Raw genomic sequence first — 19667 nt, 5'->3', positions numbered from 1 at the left:
TTTTGATGTATTTTTTTTATCTTTTCCAATAAAAAAAAAAAGAAAAAATAATGCCTATTTTACACCCATTTCTTTCTTCTAATGGATACAAAAGACTTGCCTTCATTCCCTTGTTTTTTCCTTTTTTGCCCGAAGTTATTCCTCCAAGCCGAGGCTCATACGTTCTTTTTTTCTTTTTAAACCAATTAACCCTGGTCATTCGGAACACCCAAAGAATCGTTCCCAGAGGCTACTATTGTTATTGCGGTTCCGCCTTGGGCAAAGGAGGACTACGAAGTCGCCTTCTCAGGCATCTTATCCCAATGAAAAAAATTTTTTGGCATATTGACCATTTGACGCCCAATGCCCTTTTTTTAGCTTTATTCTTGTATGAAGACAGCCTTGGATCTTGGGAATGCCTTTTTGCCCAAGCCCTGTGTCAATTGCCTAACGTAAGTATTCCTTTGCCGGGATTTGGCTCGACGGATTGCAAGGAGAAATGTATAAGCCATTTGTTGTACAGTCCAAGGAGATGGGATGGAAAGGAAATAACTAAAATGCTCCTTGGGGTAATCGACAAGTATGAAAAACAAATCTAATTTCAAATTAAAGTTTTTCCTTTTTTTTCAACTTTTAACTATGCCCGTTCTCATGCCGGTGCGAGGAGAAGATATCTCTTTTATTAATAAAAACTTGCAAGCTAGGGCAGCCCTGGTATGGGATAGTGACCAGAAGAAAGATCTTTTTAGCCGCGATGCGGACTCTCCCTATTATCCGGCAAGCACAACAAAAGTGATGACCGCGCTTATTGCCTACGAAAAGACCAAGCTGGAAGGAACGGTAAGTATTCAGCCTTCCGATTTGGGTTTAACCGAATATCCCGTGGTTCGTTTTTTCCCAGGTGAAAAGTATTCGGTAAAAAGTCTTGTCTATGCTTTGCTTCTTCCATCGAGCAACGAAGCGGCAATGGCTCTTGCAAGGCAATCTTGTGGCACGGTGATGTCTTTTGTCGATGAAATGAACAAAAAAGCGAAAAGTCTTGGCTGTAACCACACTCATTTTCAAAATCCCCATGGTATTTCCTATCCCGGGCACATGACATCGGCCAATGATTTAAGGAAGATTTTTGAAGCCTTTTTAGCTGTTCCCGATTTGGTAAAAATCATAAGCAGTCCCAGTTACGAATTGGCCACTTTGGATGGAAAGCCGGTGCAATACCTGATGAACACGAACAAATTACTCGATCTGTATCAGGGCATGACGGCGGGCAAAACAGGATGGACTCCTGAATCGAGAAATACTTTTGTAGGTATGTTCCAAAGACAGGGTAAAAAGTTAATTGTTGTTATTCTTGACAGTCCTAATAAATGGCTCGATGCGCTGATCCTGTTGCATCCCTTCATGGGGGGACCTATTCAATAAGACTTTTCCCGGCTTTCTTATAAAATATTGTTTGGGCTCTCCCGGTAGAGTAAAATTTTTTGTTGGATATTTTCTTTTTTATGGACAGATGCCGGAGTGGTTGATCGGGGCGGTCTTGAAAACCGCTAGGGAGTGACCCTCCCTCGTGGGTTCGAATCCCACTCTGTCCGCTTATTTTGGCGGAAAAGAAGCAAAAATCGAAAACTGTAGTCCTTGGCCGTCTAACAACGAAGACTTTCGGTTCTATCCCCATAGGTTGGATTGCAAGAACCGATCCATTTAAGGCTGCTTTCTCATTTAAATAGATGTTTTACCTGCAACCCCGTTGTTCTTGTAGCCGGGTATCGATAAGCTTGGATCGCGGCCTTTTTGGAATCTCCTGGAAACTGGTGTGTATTAAAAAAAAGGAGTATTAGCCTACGGCCTGTGTCCCTTTTTAAGGGTAAAGGGGATAAATCTCCTTTGTGGATTGTATTTTGCCCTCATCCCTATTTTCCTAGCGGAGCTTACTTGAGCGGCGGCGAGGGGTAATACTCTTGAATTTACAGATCCTATTCCGGAGCTTGTACCGCCTCGTTCGATTTTGTTTTATCCCTTGTTGATATTACACTAATATGTAAAAATAGGACATGATTCGACAATTCCAGAATTGTTCCCACTTTCTTTTTCTCTTTTTCCTCTGTTTTTGCTCGAATCTCGTTCTTTCCTCTTTTGCGAAGACTCAAGAAGATCTTGCCCAAATTTTTCAAGAGGCCTTGGAATCCGATCCCATTCTTTCCAGGGAAAGCTATCTTTTTAATGGCTCTCAAGCTGGGGTATCGCTGGCAAGAGCGGCTTTAGGTCCTACTCTTTCGGTTAATGCAGCGGCAGGAGAAGGCAGTCTTATTAACGTCAATATCAATTCTTTTTCCCTGGCAACGGGCACATCGTTTGAATTTTATACCGTGCTTTTGACTCAACCCCTTTTTGATGGGCAAAAGCTTTCGGCTCTGAAAGCTGCAAAATTCCAGCGCCAGGCACAGAGTTCCGCCGTACAGTACCAGAAACAACAACTGATCTTACGGGTTGTTCAAGCCTATTTCGGAGTTTTACAAGCGCAAGCCAACAAGCGGGTAGCGGAAAGCGAGCTTGCCCTTTATGAGGAAATTTTAAAGCAAACGGAAGCTTTTTTGAAAACGGGGAAGGGAGACGTGGTAGCCGTAAAAGAAGCCAAGGCTCGGTTCGATTTATCCCAATCCAATCTCATTACGGCAAAAAACGCCCTGAATATTGCAAAGGCGATATTGGAAAGAATAATCCACAAGCCCGTGGCTGAACTGGCTGACGTGGTAGAAATTTCCCCGATGAATCCGACTCCAAATTCCATGGATCCCTGGGTAAAAATGGCTATTGCCAACCAACCTTTAATCAAGCAGGCCAAGGCTCTTTTGGATGCTTCTTATGCCCAGCTTGAGCAAAATAAAAGAGCACATTGGCCCGTTTTGTCCCTTATGGGTTCGTCAAGCCAGTTGGCCGTCAATGCCATCCCTGTCAATTTGCAAGTCGCCGCCGGTTTTTTGACCCTTTCCATGCCTCTTTATGATGGACAGATTGATCAACGGATCAAGCAATCCCAAGCCCAGGCTAGGGCTACCTCGGAAGCCTTGCGCAATACTTCCGATCAAGCAAAGCTTGACACTGAGGAAGCTTTTCTCAACTTGCAGAGTAGCGTGCTTCAATTGAAAAGTGCAAAAACGGCTTTGGATTCCGCTCAAACCTCTTACGAAGCGACAAAAAAAGGCTACGAAATAGGAACTCGATCCATCGTCGACTTGTTGACGGTTATCGCCGACTTATCTAATGCAAAAAGAAACTATTACAATGCCCTCTATAATCATATTGTTTCTCGTGCCCAGTTGAAAGCCGCAGCCGGCATACTGGCACAAGAAGATATCATGGCTTTTAACAGTATTCTTAAAAAATAGGGAAAGGGGATTAACCGTGAAAAAGAAAAAACTGAAACTGGTTTTTGGCATTGCCTTGCTTGCCCTGTTAGCTGTTGGTATTTTTCTTTTTGTTCGTCTCCATTTCTATTCTCCGGGAGTATTGACCATATATGGGAATGTGGATATTCGGGAAGTTCAGCTCGCTTTTTACGATACGGGCAGAATCTTAAAGATGTATGTCCAGGAAGGACAGAGGGTCAAGAAAGGACAACTGCTCGCTGAACTCGATCCGGTTCGCTTCGAGGATGCCGTAAGGCAAGCCGAACATACGGTTGAGCTCGATAAAGCTGCCTTGGAAAACGCCGAAATAACCTATAGAAGGGATGAGGCCTTGGTTAAGGAACTGTACGTGTCTTTGCAGGAAAGGGATAATGCCTTGGCGGCTTTGAAGGAAGCACGGAACAAACTGAAAGCCGATGAAGCTCTTCTTTCCCTTGCAAGGAGAGAACTCCAAGATTCCAAGCTCTATGCGCCCCAAGACGGGGTTATCGAAGATCGGATCCTTGAGCCGGGAGATATGGTAACCCCCCAGACACCTGTTTTTACCATGGCTCTTGATCGACCGGTATGGGTAAGAGCTTATGTTCCCGAGTCTTACCTGGGAAAAATTTTTCTCGGGATGAAAGCGGAAATCCTTACCGACAGTTATCCCGGACAGGTATTCCCGGGTTGGATTGGTTTCATTTCGCCGGTTTCTGAATTTACTCCCAAAAACGTTGAAACGCCCGATTTGAGGACACGACTTGTCTATCAAGTGAGGGTTTATAGTGAAAATTCAGATTATAGGCTGAGACTGGGAATGCCGGCGACGGTTCGAATCCCCTTAAACCAGCCCTATCCCCCGCAACCTCCTCCATTGACAATGGAATAAAAATTTATGGAAGGAACAGCCCCTTGTGTTCGGCTAGAAGAAGTGAGCAAGTCTTTTCTCACTGCAAAAAAAAGGGTTTTTGCCCTTAGGGAATTTTCTTCCACTATGGAGCCAGGAAAAATAACAGGGATTGTTGGTCCGGATGGGGCAGGGAAGACTACGCTGTTGCGGCTTCTTGCCGGCATGCTTGTTCCCGACTGTGGCAAGATCGAAGTCTTGGGTTTGAACCCCGCGGACAACAAAGAGGCTCTTGCTGCACAAGTAGGCTATATGCCTCAAAATTTTGGACTGTATGAAGAGCTGAGCGTCGAAGAAAATTTGCGATTGTATGCCGATCTTTACCGCATTCCTAAAAAAGAAAGGGAGAAGAAATATGCTGAACTTTTGGCCTTGTTTGGACTTGGCCAATTTATGAAAAGGCTTGCCGGAAATCTTTCAGGAGGAATGAAGCAAAAATTAGCCTTGAGTTCTGTGCTTCTTTCTTCTCCAAGGTTGCTCCTGCTTGACGAACCCACGGTCGGCGTCGATCCGTTGTCTAGAAAAGAGCTGTGGAAAATATTACATTTTCTTGTTGAAACTCAAGGCTTATCCGTCGTGGTAAGCACCTCTTACCTGGGAGAGGCTAGGTATTGCCAGGACATCCTTATTCTCGATAAAGGAAGAAAACTCGTTCAAGGAACTCCCTCGCTCTTGGAACAAAATGCCAAGGCTATCGTCCTGTTGGTCGCTTCCGATAAATTGAGCCCAAGAGATCTGTTGTTAAAAATCGCCTCCAGTCCGTTCACAATCGACTATTCTTTTGAAGGAAAATACATCAGGGTTGTTCTCTGGAAAGAAAAAAAAGAAGAATTCCTCATGGAAAACAAGGATCTCCAGGTTTCCTCACGACCCGGTGAAAGAAAACTCTCCGATTGTATTCTATCCTATTACCCTTTAGGGAAACCGGCTGTTTTCTTTACAGGCAAAAAAAAAGAAAAAGCAAATCATGAACAATTACTCAAGCAGAAGGTCATCATTGTTGAAAAGCTCTCCCGGTTCTTTGGGAAATTTCAAGCTGTAAAAAAAATCAGTTTTTCGGTTAATACCGGAGAAATTTTTGGAATACTCGGTCCCAATGGGGCGGGAAAATCAACGACATTCCGGATGCTTTGCGGCCTTTTGCCTCCTTCCGAAGGGGAGCTGTCGGTTGGTGGAGTGGACTTAAGAACCGCTCCGGCCCAGGCCAGATCGAGAATTGGCTATGTCAGCCAAAAGTTTTCTCTTTATTCAAACTTAAGTGTTATGCAAAATCTCCTTTTCTTTTCCCGCGTCTATGGCCTGGAATCCCAACTAAGGGAGAAAAGAATCTCTGCAGCGGTCAACGAATATGAACTTGATGAGTATCTGGACTGGGATGCGGGTAAGCTTCCCTTGGGATTCCAAAAGCGTTTAGCCATAGCTTGTGCTACACTCCACGAACCGGAGATTCTTTTTCTTGATGAGCCGACTTCCGGTATGGATCCCCATAGTAGAAGGGAATTTTGGTTGAGGATGATACGCTTTGCCCAGAGAAATACTACCTTGCTGATTACCACCCATTATCTCGAAGAGGCGGAATACTGTGATAGGCTGGTCATCATATCAAGGGGAAAAATATTGATAGAAGGAAGTCCTGAAGAAATTAAGGGACGGTTTCGCTCAATCGAAAATCCCAATCCCACCATAGAGGATGCTTTCATCGGTTTGATTGAACAAGGGGGGGAAGATTGAAAAAGGAACCTTTCTTAACCGGCCGACTTTTTGGGTTCATTCACAAAGAATGGATCGAAATTCTCAGGGATCCGTCAAGTTTTGGAATCGCTTTTATCCTTCCTTCGATATTACTCTTTTTATTCGGATACGGCATCTCTCTCGATGCCGTGCATCTGCCTATAGCTGTTGTTGTGGAAAACCCTACGGGACTGACTTCAAGTTTTGAATCCAGTCTTAAAAATTCCCTTTATTTTTCTCCCCGGTCCTATGCGACGATTCAAGAGGCAGAAGTTGATTTTCAAAGGGGTCGGCTTTTGGCTATTGTATGGCTGAGGGGAAATTGGAATAGAGAAGCGCTGGCCTTTGGCCTGGGAAATATAGAGACGATCGTCAACGGCACCGATGCCAATACCGCAAGACTCATCGAAGGCTACCTGTTGGGAGTTTGGTCGACGTGGCTTAAAAGAGAAAAAATAGATCAAAATAGGCAAGGAGCTATTCCTGTTTCCCAGGAAATCAGGGTTTGGTTTAATCCCGCCTTGTTGACCAAGTACTACCTGGTACCCGGTATCATCGTTGTGAACATGACGGTGGTGGGAGCTTTGCTGACTGCACTCGTCGTTGCCAGAGAATGGGAGAGGGGAACCATGGAAGCCCTACTGGCCACCCCTTTAACCAAAAGGGAACATTTCATGGGAAAACTTTTGCCTTACTTTACCCTGGGTATGGGGGGAATGTTCTTTTCTTTTCTGCTCGCCGTTTTCCTCTTTAAGGTTCCTTTTAGGGGATCGTTTTTCGTCCTCCTTGTTGCCTCTGTTTTTTTTCTCTTGGCCGTAATGGGCATAGGAGTTTTGATATCGACCCTTTCCAGGAACTCTTTTGTTGCCAGCATGGTGTCGATCGTTACAAGCTTCTTGCCCGCTTTCATGCTTTCTGGTTTCATTTTCGATATCCATTCGATGCCCGAACCCATCCAGTTTTTGACACTTCTTTTCCCGGCAAGGTATTTTGTGGCGATTCTTCAAACCCTTTTCCTTGCTGGAAATGCCTGGAACGTTATCGGCTGGAACCTAGCCGTTTTGGCTTTTTTTGGGCTGATGATCAATGGCATTACCTATTCATTGTGGAAAACAAGGATCGACTAACAGTTAAAGAGGGCTTTCAGAGAAATGGCAATAGAATCGTGGAATCGGATAATAGGCTTGGTTATTAAAGAAATTCTCGTCTTTGTCAGAGATCCAAGAAGTCGGTTTGTTTTAATCGTTCCTCCGGTGATCCAGATGTTTGTTTTTGGTTATGCAGCTACTTTTGATCTCGTTAAAGTTTCTTTTTGTCTTTACGATGAAAGCAGGACCCTGAATTCAAGGGAGTTTGTTTCAAAATTTAAAGGGTCTCCTATCTTCATTTTAAAAAGGGAAATTTTCAAGGATTCGCTCCTTAAAGAAGAAATCGAAGGAAGGAAAACTCTTTTCGTTCTCCACGTAGACCGCCGGTTCAATGAAGATCTCTTGTCCGGTAGGAGTGCAAAAGTCCAGTTGATCATAGACGGGAGAAATTCGAATACGGCAGCGATTCTTTCTGGATATGCCAACCAGATTATCTCTGAATTTAATGCCGAGTGGATAAAAAAGGCGGGGTTGGGCCCTTTACCTTCCCAGATATCTTTTCGATCCCTTTATAACCCCAACCTTCTTTCCCGTTGGTTTATCGTCCCGGGTCTCATCGCCATTTTAACCTTTGTAGTCTCGGCAATGACCATTGGACTGTCTATCGCAAGGGAAAAGGAGATGGGAACTTTCGATCAGCTTCTGGTAACCCCTCTACGGCCAATAGAAATTCTCGTGGGCAAAACAATTCCCGGCCTTCTTTTCGCCATGGCGGAAGCCACTCTTATCTTACTGGCTGCCCTTTTATGGTTCAAAATTCCTTTTATGGGCAACATGGCTATCCTTTACCTCGGGCTTCTTTTTTTCCTCTTCGCCATCATGGGCATTGAACTTGCTATATCTTCTCTTGCCTCAACCCAACAGCAGGCTTTGCTTGGAGTGTTTTTCTTTTTGATCCCATCGATCGTTTTATCTGGTTTTTCTACCCCCATCCGCAACATGCCTGAACTGATCCAGTATCTGACTTTTATGAATCCGATGCGTTATTTTTTAATCATCATCAGAGGGGTTTTTTTAGAAGGTAGAGGCCTGGACAGCTTGTGGAATCAATTTATACCCCTATTTTTCATCGGATTGTTCAGCATGAGTTTTAGTTGGTACTTGTTTAAAAAAAGAATCTATTAATAATAGGGATTTAAAAAAATACCCCGATAAAATTAATCCGATGAAATATTTGATGTTCTAATTATATAGCGTATAATAAAGGCGAATATGGGGATTGAACAGTTGATTAATTATTTGATCTTTTTCAATCTTTCTTGTACATTTTATCTCATATTGGCCGTCTTGAACGGCCCTACGGCGAGTTCCGCCGGAAGGCAGGCCTGTGGAGAGGAAGGCTCTGGCCTGACGTTCACACGCAAGGCAAAACCGCCTCGAGGAAGCAGGAAGTCAGCTATGTCGATGGCTGAGCAGGAATGAGTAAGTCTGACGGAACGGAGAATTCATATATGAATGCAGGAGAAAAAGTGCATAAAGTCTTAATTGTCGATGATCACGCCATTCTCAGGGAGGGGTTAATTCAGCTTATAAATTCCACTCCTGGGTTAAGTGTATGTGGCGCGGCTAAAAACGCCCATGAGGGTTTCGAACTCATTGAAAAAACAATGCCCGATGTCGTACTCGTCGATATATCCCTTCCGGGGAAAAGCGGACTTGAACTGATCAAGGATATCCATGCCGCTTATCCGGATATCGCCCTATTGGTCCTTTCAATGCATGAGGAGTCTTTATATGCGGAAAGGGTTTTGCGTGCAGGGGCTCGTGGATACCTTATGAAAAATGAGGGAGGTCAAAAACTTATAGCGGCTATCCAGAAAGTTCTTGCTGGGGGAATATCCGTTAGTGAACGAGTAGCCAACCGTATTCTTCAAGGGGTTTCAGGAAAGAGAAAAGCCTTGTCGATTAGCCCGATCGAAGCTTTAAGCGACAGGGAATTTGAAGTTTTCCAATTGATAGGTAAAGGCTATGGAAGCAGGCAGATCGCCGAACAATTAAGCTTAAGCGTTAAAACCGTGGAAGCATACCGAGCAAGCATCAAGCAAAAATTATATCTTAAAAGTGGACCGCAACTGGTTCATTATGCCATCTCCTGGCAACAGTCTCAAACCAGCGGTATTGATTCAGAATCATCCCCTGTAAAAAGTTAGCTTTTTTAACTCGATTTACCCTCTCGGTCCCCTTTCGCAAGGGAGAGCACATCACCTTAGGGATGGTAGGGTCGGAGCGGGCCCACCTTGCGCCTTGTGGAGAGGGTCCTTGTGCGGGGCACCCTCGGCAAGAGGGTATCAGCCATCCCTCGCAGAAGCAGGAAATCCCTTGGGGTTCGTCGGGGTGGGAGTAATCCCTACCGGGAGCTCCATCCGTGAGGACGGAGCCAAACTCAAGTATTTCACATCATCCGCATTAATGTATAAGAGTGATAGAGTGATTATGGAAAGTGCGATGAGCACAGGACGGCTGGCGACAACAGTTTGCCTACCCGTGGCGAGTCCGCAGCAAGCAAATGTAGCGCTACATCCGGAATCGCTCCGAATGTAGCCGGGAAAGGCAGGCCTGCCCCATACGAATGGGGCCAGCAAGACCCGTCGGGGCAGGAAGAAAACCCTGTATTTGCGCAGGTTCTTGATAGCAGAGGATCGCGAAGAATATATTGAGGGATATGCCTAAAAATGGATGAGGCATATCCCTTTTATTTTTATAGGATGTCTTTAAGTAATAAAATCAAGGTTATTCTTAAAATATATGCAATATATATAACATATATTATAAGGTAATACTGTTTAAAAATATATGGGATAAATAGAGTTAAAAAGAGTAGGAGTATAGTATATAAATATTTCTTACTAATTGATAGAAAAGATTATCGGGATAGTTCCTTTAATCTTGTCCTAATTCCGTGGGTTTTTAAACTCTCCTTTAAAGGGGATTCCTCCCTTGGTTGTTGTCCTCTTTTTTCCTCCATATTACCAATTGCTTCAAATCGGTAAGAATATTACGGTTGCAACAGAAGAACGGTTGGCATACCGACTTCGCTATATAAGTCCCCCTCGATAGAAAAGGGAGACTTTAATTAAGGTATATAAACACTAAATCGTAACTATAAACTAGGAGGAATGATATGGCGCAGACTACAGCGGCTACAACTATTGCGATTCCCGAAAGATCTCTTTTTTCGTGGAATCGGATGTGGCTGGGCGTTGGGTTGCTTAGCGGTTGGTATATCCTCGTTAACTTATATGAACGAGCCTTTGCCTTTACAAAAGGATTGGATTATACCTCCCCTGAGTACCAAGCCTATTGGATGAACCTTCTATTAGCAGAGTTGGCTTTGGAAGCTTTGGCTTTCATCGCCGTTTGCACATGGCTCTGGATAACCAGGGATAAAAATTTAGATAATATCTCCCCAGTCGAAGAACTCAGGAGGTATTGGAACCTGGGATTGTTTATCGTTGTATACACGGTGGCGATCTATTGGGGAGCCAGTTACTTTACCGAGCAAGATGGGACTTGGCATCAAACCGTTATTCGGGATACCGATTTTACCCCAAGTCATATTATCGAATTTTACCAGAGCTATCCCATCTACATCATTTTGGGGGTAGGCTCTTTTATGTATGCCATTACCAGGCTCCCCATGTTCGCAAGGGCCTTTTCGATTCCCTACGCGGTGCTCGTGGGATCACCCTTGATGATCTTTCCCAATGTGGGACTGAATGAATTCGGCCATACCCGGTGGTTCATGGAAGAACTTTTCGTGGCGCCGTTGCATTGGGGATTCGTGGCCTTTGGATGGGGGGCCTTGGCCATCATGGGGGTTTGGCTTCAAGCTTGTCCTAGAGTGTATGAGCTGATGAAGCAAGTATACCTGGGCAAGGCCGCAACCCCGGCGGCAAGGGTTATGGATGAGCCCCAAAAAGCGGCTGATCCGGCTTATTGTGAAGTCTAGGGGATCACAGAAGAAAAAATCAAATCTATTAAAATGGAGGCGGGTAAATGAAACCCGCCTCAAGCAAACTCGATGGGAGGAAAAATGCAACTTGCGCAAGCGGACGTGGAATTAAGAGCTCTTGAAAGAAAGTTCGACATTGTTGTCATCGTTTCGATGTTTTTTGCCTTTATAGGAGGATACCATATTCACCAGATGCTTTTGGCCGGGGACTGGTCTTTTTGGATAGATTGGAAAGATAGAATGTGGTGGCCTGTCGTAGCCCCTATCGCCGATATCGCTTTTCCTGCAGCGATCCAGTCAATCCTGTGGACGAGATTCAAGATGCCCATAGGTGCGACCTTTTCAACCGTTGGGCTTTTCTTTGGCCAGTGGATGAATAGGTATTGGAATTTTTGGGGTTGGGGGACCTATCCTCTCAACTTCGTGTTCCCCGAAACATTAATTCCCCAGGCTGTCGTCCTGGACGGCGTATTAATGATTTCCAATAATTTTGTCGTTACCGCCCTTGTCGGAGGAGAACTTTGGGGTTGGCTTTTTTATCCGGCAAACTGGCCCATGATCGCTCCCTACCATGTGCCCGTTGAATATTACGGGCAACTGATGAGCATGGCCGATCTGATCCAATACGAGTATATTCGGACCTCCACTCCTGAATACATTCGCATGGTAGAAACGGGAACGATGAGGAGCTTTGCGGGAGGCGTATTGGGAGTGTCGGCCTTCTTTTCCGGGTTTGTTTCCACCTGCATGTACTTTTTGTGGTGGTTTTTCGGAAAGTTCTTCGGATCTACGAAGTTTGTCAAACACGCTGCGGTTTAGCAGAGAACCAATCAAATGGAGGTTGAAAAATGAATTCTGCGATAGGAAGTGGAAAGAGAAAGATAAAAAAAATACTTTTGGCTTTGACCGTTGGGGGTGCATTAGCCGGTTGTTTTTCCTCGAGCAGCTTTGCGGTTCAAGGCATGGGGGCAAAATCCCAGGAGGCTTTTTTAAGAATGCGGACCGTTGTATTTTATGACACCCAGTTTTCTTTTGCACCCACAAATCGGGTTAAAGTGGGGGATGAGTTTACTTGCACCGGTAAAGTCATGCTCATGCCGACGTGGCCGCAGGAAATTCCTTTTTCGGGGATCTCCTTTTTCAATTTCTTTGTTCCCGGGCCTCAAGTATTGAGAAAAGCCATTTGGGTGAACGAAAAGTATTTCCAGTTCAACTCGGTGGTCTTGGAAAAAGGGGGAACCTATGCCTACAAGATGGTATTGCAAGCAAGAAACCCTGGGACCTATCCCATGGGGCCGATGCTGAGCATGGAAGAAGCGGGTCCTTTTATCGGCCCCGAAGAATTCCTGACCATAGAGGGTACGAATAGCCGGTTTACCAACCCGATCAAGACACTGCTGGGCAACACCGTGGACCTGGAAAACTATGGAACAGCACGAATGATCAGTTGGACGTTGTTAACGACTTTTGTTGGCGTGGCCTGGTTAGTCTATTGGCTATCCAAGCCCTTCACCCGGAGGTTAGGTCTTGTTGCTGCCGGCAGAAAGGAAGAACTGTTTAATCCCATGGATAGGCAGGTTTGTTTTCTGTTTACTGTAGGAACCATTGTCCTTGTTGCCGCGGCGGCAATGATTACCAAGGCCCAGTACCCGGTGACCATTCCCATCCAGGAGACCAAGTATTATATTAAGCCCCTTCCTCCTGAACCCACGTTGATCCAAGCGGAAGTCACCGATGCTACCTATGACGTTCCGGCCAGAACGCTATCCTTTCATATCCAGGTTAAAAATATCGGGGATAAGCCGGTGGTGTTGAAGGAATTCCTCACGGCCAACGTGCGGTTTTTAAATCCGGATATTCCTGGAAATAATTGGAATCCTACCTTTCCTGAAGTCAACGGCGGACCAATGAAAGTCAGTCCATCAGAACCGATTAACCCGGGAGAATCCAAAACATTGGAAGTATCGATGCAGAGTGCCGAATGGGAAAACCAAAGGCTGACCATGTATCATGAAACGACCAACCGGTTTGGAGGACTTCTCTTCTTTACCGATCCTAGTGGAACAAGACAGATCTATGCTATTGCCGATCAGATCGTCATTCCAAGATTTGGTGGAGGAATGTAATCCTTCAAGAGTCAAAATCGTTCGGTAAAACCCTTCCTCGAATTTTTTTTGAGGAAGGGTTTTTTTATCTTCTCGACTCCAGCCGTCTCCTTGATAGGCGGTGAAATGACCATGGGAATTCCCTTAAAAAAAGGAATTTTTTAATGAAAAGAATAAGAAAAATAGAGGCTGAAAAATATATTAAAATATCTAATGGTTTAAAAAGAATAAGAAAATCGTCTAAAAAGGGAATATATTAATATTATTTATAGTTCTTTATAAATAAATCTGAATGATGATAGGAAAATATATTAATTGCTCTACAGCATATACATTAGACACATTACCGATTATGGTCTAATTGTCAGGGAAGAGAATGATGAGTTACGGTTGCCATGAACATTCGAGTTAGCAAATCTTAACTTGGAATGTCAAAGGATGGGGAGGAAAGGGTTAGGCAGTAGGGAAGTGGCTATTCCTTAGTCAAAATAGCCAAAAAATGCCCCATCCTGGTTAAAAAACAACAATCGGTAAAAAGGAGGTTGATAAATGGCACAAGCGACAACGCAAACGGTATCGATATCCATACCGGAGAGGTCAGCCTTCTCTTGGAAAAACTTATGGATCGCTCTGGCGATAATCACGGCCTTTGAACTCGCCGTTAACGTCTATGAGCGGACCTTTGCTATAGCCAAGGGATTGGACTACTTTACTCCGCAGTATCAGACCTATTGGATGAGCATCCTTTATACCGAGCTGATTCTTGAGCCGACCACGCTCATCGCGCTCTGCTCCTGGTTATGGGTGACCAGGGATCGTGCGATGGAAAATCTTGCTCCTGCAGAGGAGTTGAAGCGGTATTGGAACCTGGGGTTATTTGTGGTGGTTTATACCGTGCTCTTGTACTGGGGAGCGAGCTACTACACAGAGCAGGACGGCACATGGCATCAGACGGTGATAAGGGATACGGACTTCACACCTAGCCACATCATCGAGTTCTACCAGAGCTATCCAATCTATATTGTAGCTGGAGTAGGATCGATGGTGTATGCGATGACGAGGCTTCCTCAATATGCGAAAGCCTTTTCCGTGCCCTATGCGGTGCTGGTAGGCTCTCCCTTGATGATATTCCCCAACGTGGGATTGAACGAATTCGGTCATACCCGTTGGTTCATGGAAGAGCTGTTTGTGGCACCCTTGCACTGGGGATTCGTCATGTTTGGCTGGGGAGCTCTGGCTATCCTGGGAACATGGCTTCAGATTTGTCCAAGAGTAGTAGAACTGATCAAACAGGTCTACTATGGCAAGCCGGCTACTGCTCCAGCGGTTGTGTTAAACGACCCTGAAAAAGCTGCGGATCCGGCTCTTTGCGAAATCTGATTACTTAACAAAAGGATTCGAATGGAGTGGCGGGTGATTTACCCGCCACTTCAGAGGAAAGGAGGAAAAAATGCAACAAGTAGCTGCAGAAGCTGAAGCAAGGGCACTAGAAAGAAAATTCGACATAGTTGTTCTTGTTTCGATGTTTCTGGCGATACTTTCCGGCTTTCACATTCACCAGATGTTGACGGCTGGCGACTGGTCGTTTTGGATAGATTGGAAAGACAGGATGTGGTGGCCGGTAGTAGCGCCCATTATGGATATAACATTCCCGGCAGCATGCCAGGCGATCTTGTGGACGAAATTTAAAGCGCCTATAGGAGCGACATTCAGCTGTGCGGGATTGTTTTTTGGCCAGTGGATGAATAGGTATTGGAATTTCTGGGGTTGGACACACTATCCTCTGAATTTCGTATTTCCTGAAACTCTCCTTCCGCAGGCGATCGTCCTGGACGGCGTATTGATGATAACCAATAACTTCGTTGTGACCGCTCTTATCGGGGGAGAGCTTTGGGGATGGCTTTTCTATCCTTCCAATTGGCCAATGATTGCTCCATACCACGTCCCTGTGGAATACTATGGACAACTCATGAGCGTGGCAGACCTCATCCAGTACGAGTATATCCGAACATCCACTCCTGAGTACATCCGCATGGTTGAGACGGGAACGATGAGAAGCTTTGCCGGTGGTGTTCTTGGGGTATCGGCATTCTTCTCGGGTTTCTGTTCGGTAATCATGTACTTTATCTGGTGGTACTTCGGATACTTCTTCGGGTGGACGAAGTTTATCAAGCATTCGAAGGTGTAAAGCGTTTAAAAGTGGCGAGGGGAAGAGCCGGCTTTAGACTCCTCTTCCCCTCTTTATAAGGAGAAATTGAAGTGAAAAAATTCAACAAAGAAACAGGGATGAAAAAAATAGTCAGAATGGGTGGAGTCCTTTTACTCTCCGGGCTGATGTTAACTCCTCTGTCATCTCTTTTCGCCGTGCAGGGAATGGGGGCTAAATCTCAAGAAGCATTCTTGAGGATGCGTACCGTCACCTTTTTCGATACCCGGTTTTCCTTTACTCCTGGTAACCGGGTTAAAGTAGGGGATGAATTCACTTGCACCGGAAAAGTGATGCTCATGCCGACATGGCCGCAGGAAATTCCTTTTTCGGGAATATCCTTTTTTAACTTCTTTGTTCCTGGACCCCAAGTACTGAGGAAAGCCATTTTCGTTAACGAAAAGTATTTCCAGTTTAACTCGGTGGTCTTGGAAAAAGGCGGGGTATACGAGTATAAAATGGTCAACCAAGCTCGTTACCCTGGCATTTGGCCGGTAGGGCCGATGTTGAGCATGGAGGAGGCGGGACCATTCATTGGGCCCGAGGAATACCTAACGATCGAGGGATCTTACTCGGGTTTTACGAATCCTGTAAAGACCCTTCTTGGCAACACGATCGACCTGGAAAATTACGGGGAAGCCCGCATGATCATGTGGACATTATTGACGTCGGCTGTTGCCGTGGCATGGCTTGTGTATTGGTGCTCTAAGCCCTTTACAAGGAGGCTGGGGCTTGTAGCTGCGGGTAGAAAAGAGGATCTGTTCAGTCCGATGGACAGACAGGTCTGTTTCCTTTTCACCATTGGGACAATAGTCCTTGTCGCTGCGGCGGCTATGATTACCAAGGCACAGTATCCTATTACCATTCCTATCCAGGAAACCAAGTACTATATTAAGCCGCTGCCGCCTGAACCCTCCATAATACAAGCTGAAGTCACCGATGCTACCTATGATGTTCCGGGAAGAACGTTGTCTTTCCATATCCAAGTGAAGAATGTTGGGGACAAGCCTGTCGTTTTGAAGGAGTTTTTAACGGCTAACGTCAGGTTTTTAAATCCCGATGTTCCCGGTAACACTTGGAATGAAAACTACCCTGAAGTCAATGGGGGAGCTGTGATCGTCAAGCCTTCGGAACCGATTAACCCCGGGGAGACCAAGACATTGGAAGTATCGATGCAGAGCGCCGAGTGGGAAAACCAGAGGTTGACCCTGTATCATGAATCCACGAACCGATTTGGGGGACTTCTGTTCTTCTCGGATACTTCCGGCACAAGGCAAGTCTATGCTATTGCCGACCAGATCGTCATTCCCAAGTTTGGTGCAGGAATTGGCGGAGGCATGTAAAGTATAGAAAAACCATAAGATTCGCTTAGTGGTTGAAAGCCCACCTTCATAACGAAGGTGGGCTTTTTTTTTTTGACTTAAACGGCTTGGACCCATATCTACCCAATTAGGGCTTTGGTATGTCAATTTAATCTAAAATAAATAGGCCCTTGTGAATTTTTTTCCCTCCATTCTATGAAAAATCGGCTGAATGGGCGGACCCGGTAAGCAGCAGGGCTTTGTTTTTGCAATAGAGGCGCTTAAGGGGATAGAACCTAGAGCCGCCATTTCGATATAGCCTTGAAGGTGTCAAGTTCAAATACCGTTTTCCTATTTTTCGATAATAATCCTTAGCAAGGATTTTTTTGTTGAGCATCTTCTTATTGCGTATTAGCTTTTGAGCTGCTCTTGGTTTCTTTGATTATATCCTTTAACATCATCCTCTACCGGGGACTAACGGAGAAAAGGATCGAAACCCTAGCAGACAACTGTCCTCAAGGGACATAGGAAAGAAGGGTTGTTCTTTTTTCTTAGCTTAGAGGCTTGCGGTTGTACATCTCCACAAAAAGAAAATCGATTCATTGAAAGCCTATCCAGCTAAAATACCCTTGAATTTCTTTGACCTCCGCCATGACCGGGGTACGCGAGATAAAAATGGGATTTAGCTTGGTTATGATGAGGATAGGGCGATCTTTTGCCTTTCTTTTTTCATTATCGAGGAATGGTTGATTTATTGGGTAAGATTTTTTTCTTGGATAAAACCTATGCGGGAAAACGACCCTGGAAGTGGGAATGGCTATGAGTCGGCCAATCAGCAAGAGTAATGACCATAGGATGAAGTAGAAAGGAAGAAGCCCTGCAGGGTAATTGGAGATCTTGGATAAGTTAATTTTTAAGAGGCCTATCGGGATTTGATCAATTTAACCGGCCTTTCCTGCGGGTTTACAGAATTTTGGGTTTTTTCCCCAATCCTCGGTCGCCTATCTCCATCCCTTACTTTTAAATCGAAAGGCTGGCTGCAAAAGGAAGGCAAGCTGAGAATCGGGCTTGGGAAGAGATCGGATTATATGCAAAAATGGAAACAGGCTTGAGAATGCTGATAAGAAAACCCCTAAAATCCAGCTCTCGGTTCATTTCCCTATCCTTTAAGGAACTGGAAGAAAAGAGACAGGTGAATTTCTTTTATCTTTATTCGGAAATGAACCGTGCATATCGTCAATGGACAAGGGCTTGAACAATTAATGTAATACTTGCTTATTCCTGCCTTTTGTGAATATTTCACACATAAAACGCTAACTGGCAGGTATCCACGAAGCCGCCAAGTTTCTTGGTGTCTGTGCCCAAGTGTTGAAGCGTTGGGAACGGAAAGGCAACAGGAGACACGAAAGCGTTGGATCCTATAAAAACAGGGATAATCTTAAGGTATCGCAATGCTGATTTCCCACAAAATCGCCCTTGATCCGAACAACGCGCAGGCGACCTATTTCGCAAAAGCTGCGGGCACGGCACGCTTCGCTTACAACTGGGCGCTGGAGCAGTGGCAAAAGCAGTACGAGGCATGGAAGGCCGACAACACATTGCCAAAACCGACTCAGTATTCCTTGCGCCGCCAGCTCAACAGCGTCAAGCGCGAGCAGTTCCCCGTGTCTGCTCGAAGTCACCAAGTGCGCGCCGCAGATGGCGATTATTCAGCTGGGAAAGGCATTCCAGAACTTTTTCGCCGGACGTGCCAGATACCCAACCTTTCGCAGGAAAGGTATCCACGACCGGTTCACGCTCACCAACGACCAGTTTGAGGTTGACGGCTGCCGCATTCGCATCCCGAATCTTGGCTGGGTGCGCATGCGCGAGCCGTTGCGCTTCACCGGCAAGATCATGTCGGCCACGGTCTCCCGGGTGGCCGACCGATGGTTCGCCAGCATCACAGTCTACGCGCCCGAGCTGCAGCTACCCAAAGCCGAGAACCAAGGCGCGGTGGGTGTGGACTTGGGCCTGACCGCGCTGGCAACGCTCTCGACTGGGGAAAAGGTGCCTGGCCCCAAGCCGCACAAGGCGCGGCTGGGCCGCTTGCGCAGGCTCTCGCGGAGCCTCTCGCGCAAGGCTAAGGGATCGGCCAACCGGCGAAAGGCCAAGGTAAAGCTGGCTAGGCTACACGCTCGAATCGCCAACAGCCGCATGGACGCCCTGCACAAGCTGTCGGCCGGCCTCACGCGTCGGTTTTCACTCATCGGCGCCTGAGGACCTGAACGTGCGTGGCATGATGGGCAGCCGGCATCTTGCCCGTTCCATCGCAGACATTAGTTTCTTCGAGTTCCGGCGGCAGCTGGAGTACAAGGCCGCGATGCGGGGAAGCGTGGTGGTGGTTGCGGATCGGTTCTACGCCAGCAGCAAGACATGTTCGGCGTGCGGGTACGAGTTGGAAACCTTGCCGCTGTCGGCGCGGGAGTGGACTTGTCCGGCCTGCGGTGCGATCCACGACCGCGACCTGAACGCGGCAAAAAATCTTGAGCGCCTAGCGCTCGCTACGGCGAGTTCCGCCGGAAGTTACGCCTGTGGAGAGGAAGGCTCTGGCTTGGCGTTTTGCGCCAAGCGAAACCGCCTCGACGAAGCAGGAAGTCAGCTTTGTCGATGGCTGAGCAGGAATGAGTAAGTCTGACGGAACGGAGTCATAACCTGTTATAAATTAGCCAGAAGCAAAAAAATATTTCATAAAATAATAAGTATATCTAATATACATATAATATTAATATTAATAATAACAAACATATTAAGAACATTTCCAGATAATAAAAAGCATTTTAATTTAAACAACGATAAAAAATTTATGTATTCTACTAGGAATACGGAAAACTGCCTAATTATAAATACAGGAAAAGATTGTTTGAATCCTAAATTTAATTGATTTCATTTTCACTAGTCTCCCTAGAA

General features: G+C 45.7%; 17 protein-coding genes and 1 tRNA gene. All 18 read left to right on the top strand.

Going from position 1 to position 19667, the window contains the following annotated elements:
* The first annotated feature begins 50 nt into the window (after positions 1-50).
* The 18 genes from MINF_RS10855 (at position 51) to MINF_RS11850 (ending at position 19389) form a co-directional block, all read left to right on the top strand.
* Positions 51-578 (top strand): GIY-YIG nuclease family protein, encoded by a 528-nt coding sequence (locus MINF_RS10855; protein WP_052292024.1) that lies wholly within the window; start codon positions 51-53, stop codon positions 576-578.
* Positions 579-618: 40 nt separating this feature from the next.
* On the top strand, positions 619-1401 hold the full coding sequence (locus MINF_RS06730; protein WP_238523460.1) for a D-alanyl-D-alanine carboxypeptidase family protein: 783 nt from the start codon (positions 619-621) through the stop codon (positions 1399-1401).
* An 82-nt stretch (positions 1402-1483) separates the two neighbouring features.
* A tRNA-Ser gene (locus tag MINF_RS06725) sits at positions 1484-1571 on the top strand.
* Between the two features lie 459 nt (positions 1572-2030).
* Positions 2031-3365 carry a TolC family outer membrane protein gene (locus MINF_RS06720; protein WP_079200432.1) on the top strand — a complete coding sequence of 445 codons (1335 nt, stop codon included), beginning with the start codon at positions 2031-2033 and terminating at the stop codon, positions 3363-3365.
* A gap of 16 nt (positions 3366-3381) precedes the next feature.
* Positions 3382-4257: an efflux RND transporter periplasmic adaptor subunit gene (locus tag MINF_RS06715; protein ID WP_012463852.1), complete on the top strand. Its 876-nt coding sequence runs from the start codon at positions 3382-3384 to the stop codon at positions 4255-4257.
* Between the two features lie 6 nt (positions 4258-4263).
* Positions 4264-6006 carry an ATP-binding cassette domain-containing protein gene (locus tag MINF_RS06710; protein WP_012463851.1) on the top strand — a complete coding sequence of 581 codons (1743 nt, stop codon included), beginning with the start codon at positions 4264-4266 and terminating at the stop codon, positions 6004-6006.
* Positions 6003-7133 carry an ABC transporter permease gene (locus MINF_RS06705; protein WP_012463850.1) on the top strand — a complete coding sequence of 377 codons (1131 nt, stop codon included), beginning with the start codon at positions 6003-6005 and terminating at the stop codon, positions 7131-7133. Before MINF_RS06710 ends, MINF_RS06705 begins: the two co-directional genes overlap by 4 nt.
* Before the next feature lie 24 nt (positions 7134-7157).
* Complete coding sequence (locus MINF_RS06700) at positions 7158-8279, top strand: ABC transporter permease (protein ID WP_012463849.1); 1122 nt, start codon at positions 7158-7160, stop codon at positions 8277-8279.
* Positions 8280-8605: 326 nt separating this feature from the next.
* Positions 8606-9304 carry a response regulator gene (locus tag MINF_RS06690; protein ID WP_048810234.1) on the top strand — a complete coding sequence of 233 codons (699 nt, stop codon included), beginning with the start codon at positions 8606-8608 and terminating at the stop codon, positions 9302-9304.
* Positions 9305-10275: 971 nt separating this feature from the next.
* On the top strand, positions 10276-11103 hold the full coding sequence (gene amoC, locus MINF_RS06685) for a bacterial ammonia monooxygenase, subunit AmoC (RefSeq protein WP_012463847.1): 828 nt from the start codon (positions 10276-10278) through the stop codon (positions 11101-11103).
* Positions 11104-11187: 84 nt separating this feature from the next.
* Positions 11188-11925, top strand: coding sequence for a bacterial ammonia monooxygenase, subunit AmoA (gene amoA / locus MINF_RS06680; protein WP_048810495.1), 738 nt, complete (start codon positions 11188-11190; stop codon positions 11923-11925).
* Positions 11926-11954: 29 nt separating this feature from the next.
* Positions 11955-13232 carry a bacterial ammonia monooxygenase, subunit AmoB gene (amoB, locus tag MINF_RS06675; protein WP_012463845.1) on the top strand — a complete coding sequence of 426 codons (1278 nt, stop codon included), beginning with the start codon at positions 11955-11957 and terminating at the stop codon, positions 13230-13232.
* A 528-nt stretch (positions 13233-13760) separates the two neighbouring features.
* On the top strand, positions 13761-14591 hold the full coding sequence (amoC, locus tag MINF_RS06670; RefSeq protein ID WP_012463844.1) for a bacterial ammonia monooxygenase, subunit AmoC: 831 nt from the start codon (positions 13761-13763) through the stop codon (positions 14589-14591).
* Between the two features lie 70 nt (positions 14592-14661).
* Positions 14662-15399, top strand: coding sequence for a bacterial ammonia monooxygenase, subunit AmoA (gene amoA / locus MINF_RS06665; RefSeq protein WP_012463843.1), 738 nt, complete (start codon positions 14662-14664; stop codon positions 15397-15399).
* A gap of 98 nt (positions 15400-15497) precedes the next feature.
* Positions 15498-16760: a bacterial ammonia monooxygenase, subunit AmoB gene (gene amoB, locus MINF_RS06660; RefSeq protein ID WP_238523459.1), complete on the top strand. Its 1263-nt coding sequence runs from the start codon at positions 15498-15500 to the stop codon at positions 16758-16760.
* Positions 16761-18169: 1409 nt separating this feature from the next.
* Positions 18170-18535 (top strand): helix-turn-helix domain-containing protein, encoded by a 366-nt coding sequence (locus MINF_RS11720; protein ID WP_238523458.1) that lies wholly within the window; start codon positions 18170-18172, stop codon positions 18533-18535.
* Entirely contained in the window at positions 18417-18977 is a 561-nt protein-coding gene (locus tag MINF_RS11855; RefSeq protein ID WP_274377008.1) for an RNA-guided endonuclease InsQ/TnpB family protein, read from the top strand. The genes MINF_RS11720 and MINF_RS11855 overlap by 119 nt, the downstream gene beginning before the upstream one ends.
* Before the next feature lie 19 nt (positions 18978-18996).
* Complete coding sequence (locus tag MINF_RS11850) at positions 18997-19389, top strand: RNA-guided endonuclease InsQ/TnpB family protein (RefSeq protein ID WP_274377021.1); 393 nt, start codon at positions 18997-18999, stop codon at positions 19387-19389.
* The last annotated feature ends 278 nt before the right edge of the window (positions 19390-19667 follow it).

The organism is Methylacidiphilum infernorum V4, assembly GCF_000019665.1.
GTDB lineage: Bacteria > Verrucomicrobiota > Verrucomicrobiia > Methylacidiphilales > Methylacidiphilaceae > Methylacidiphilum > Methylacidiphilum infernorum.
This window is presented reverse-complemented; position numbering and strand designations above follow the sequence as displayed.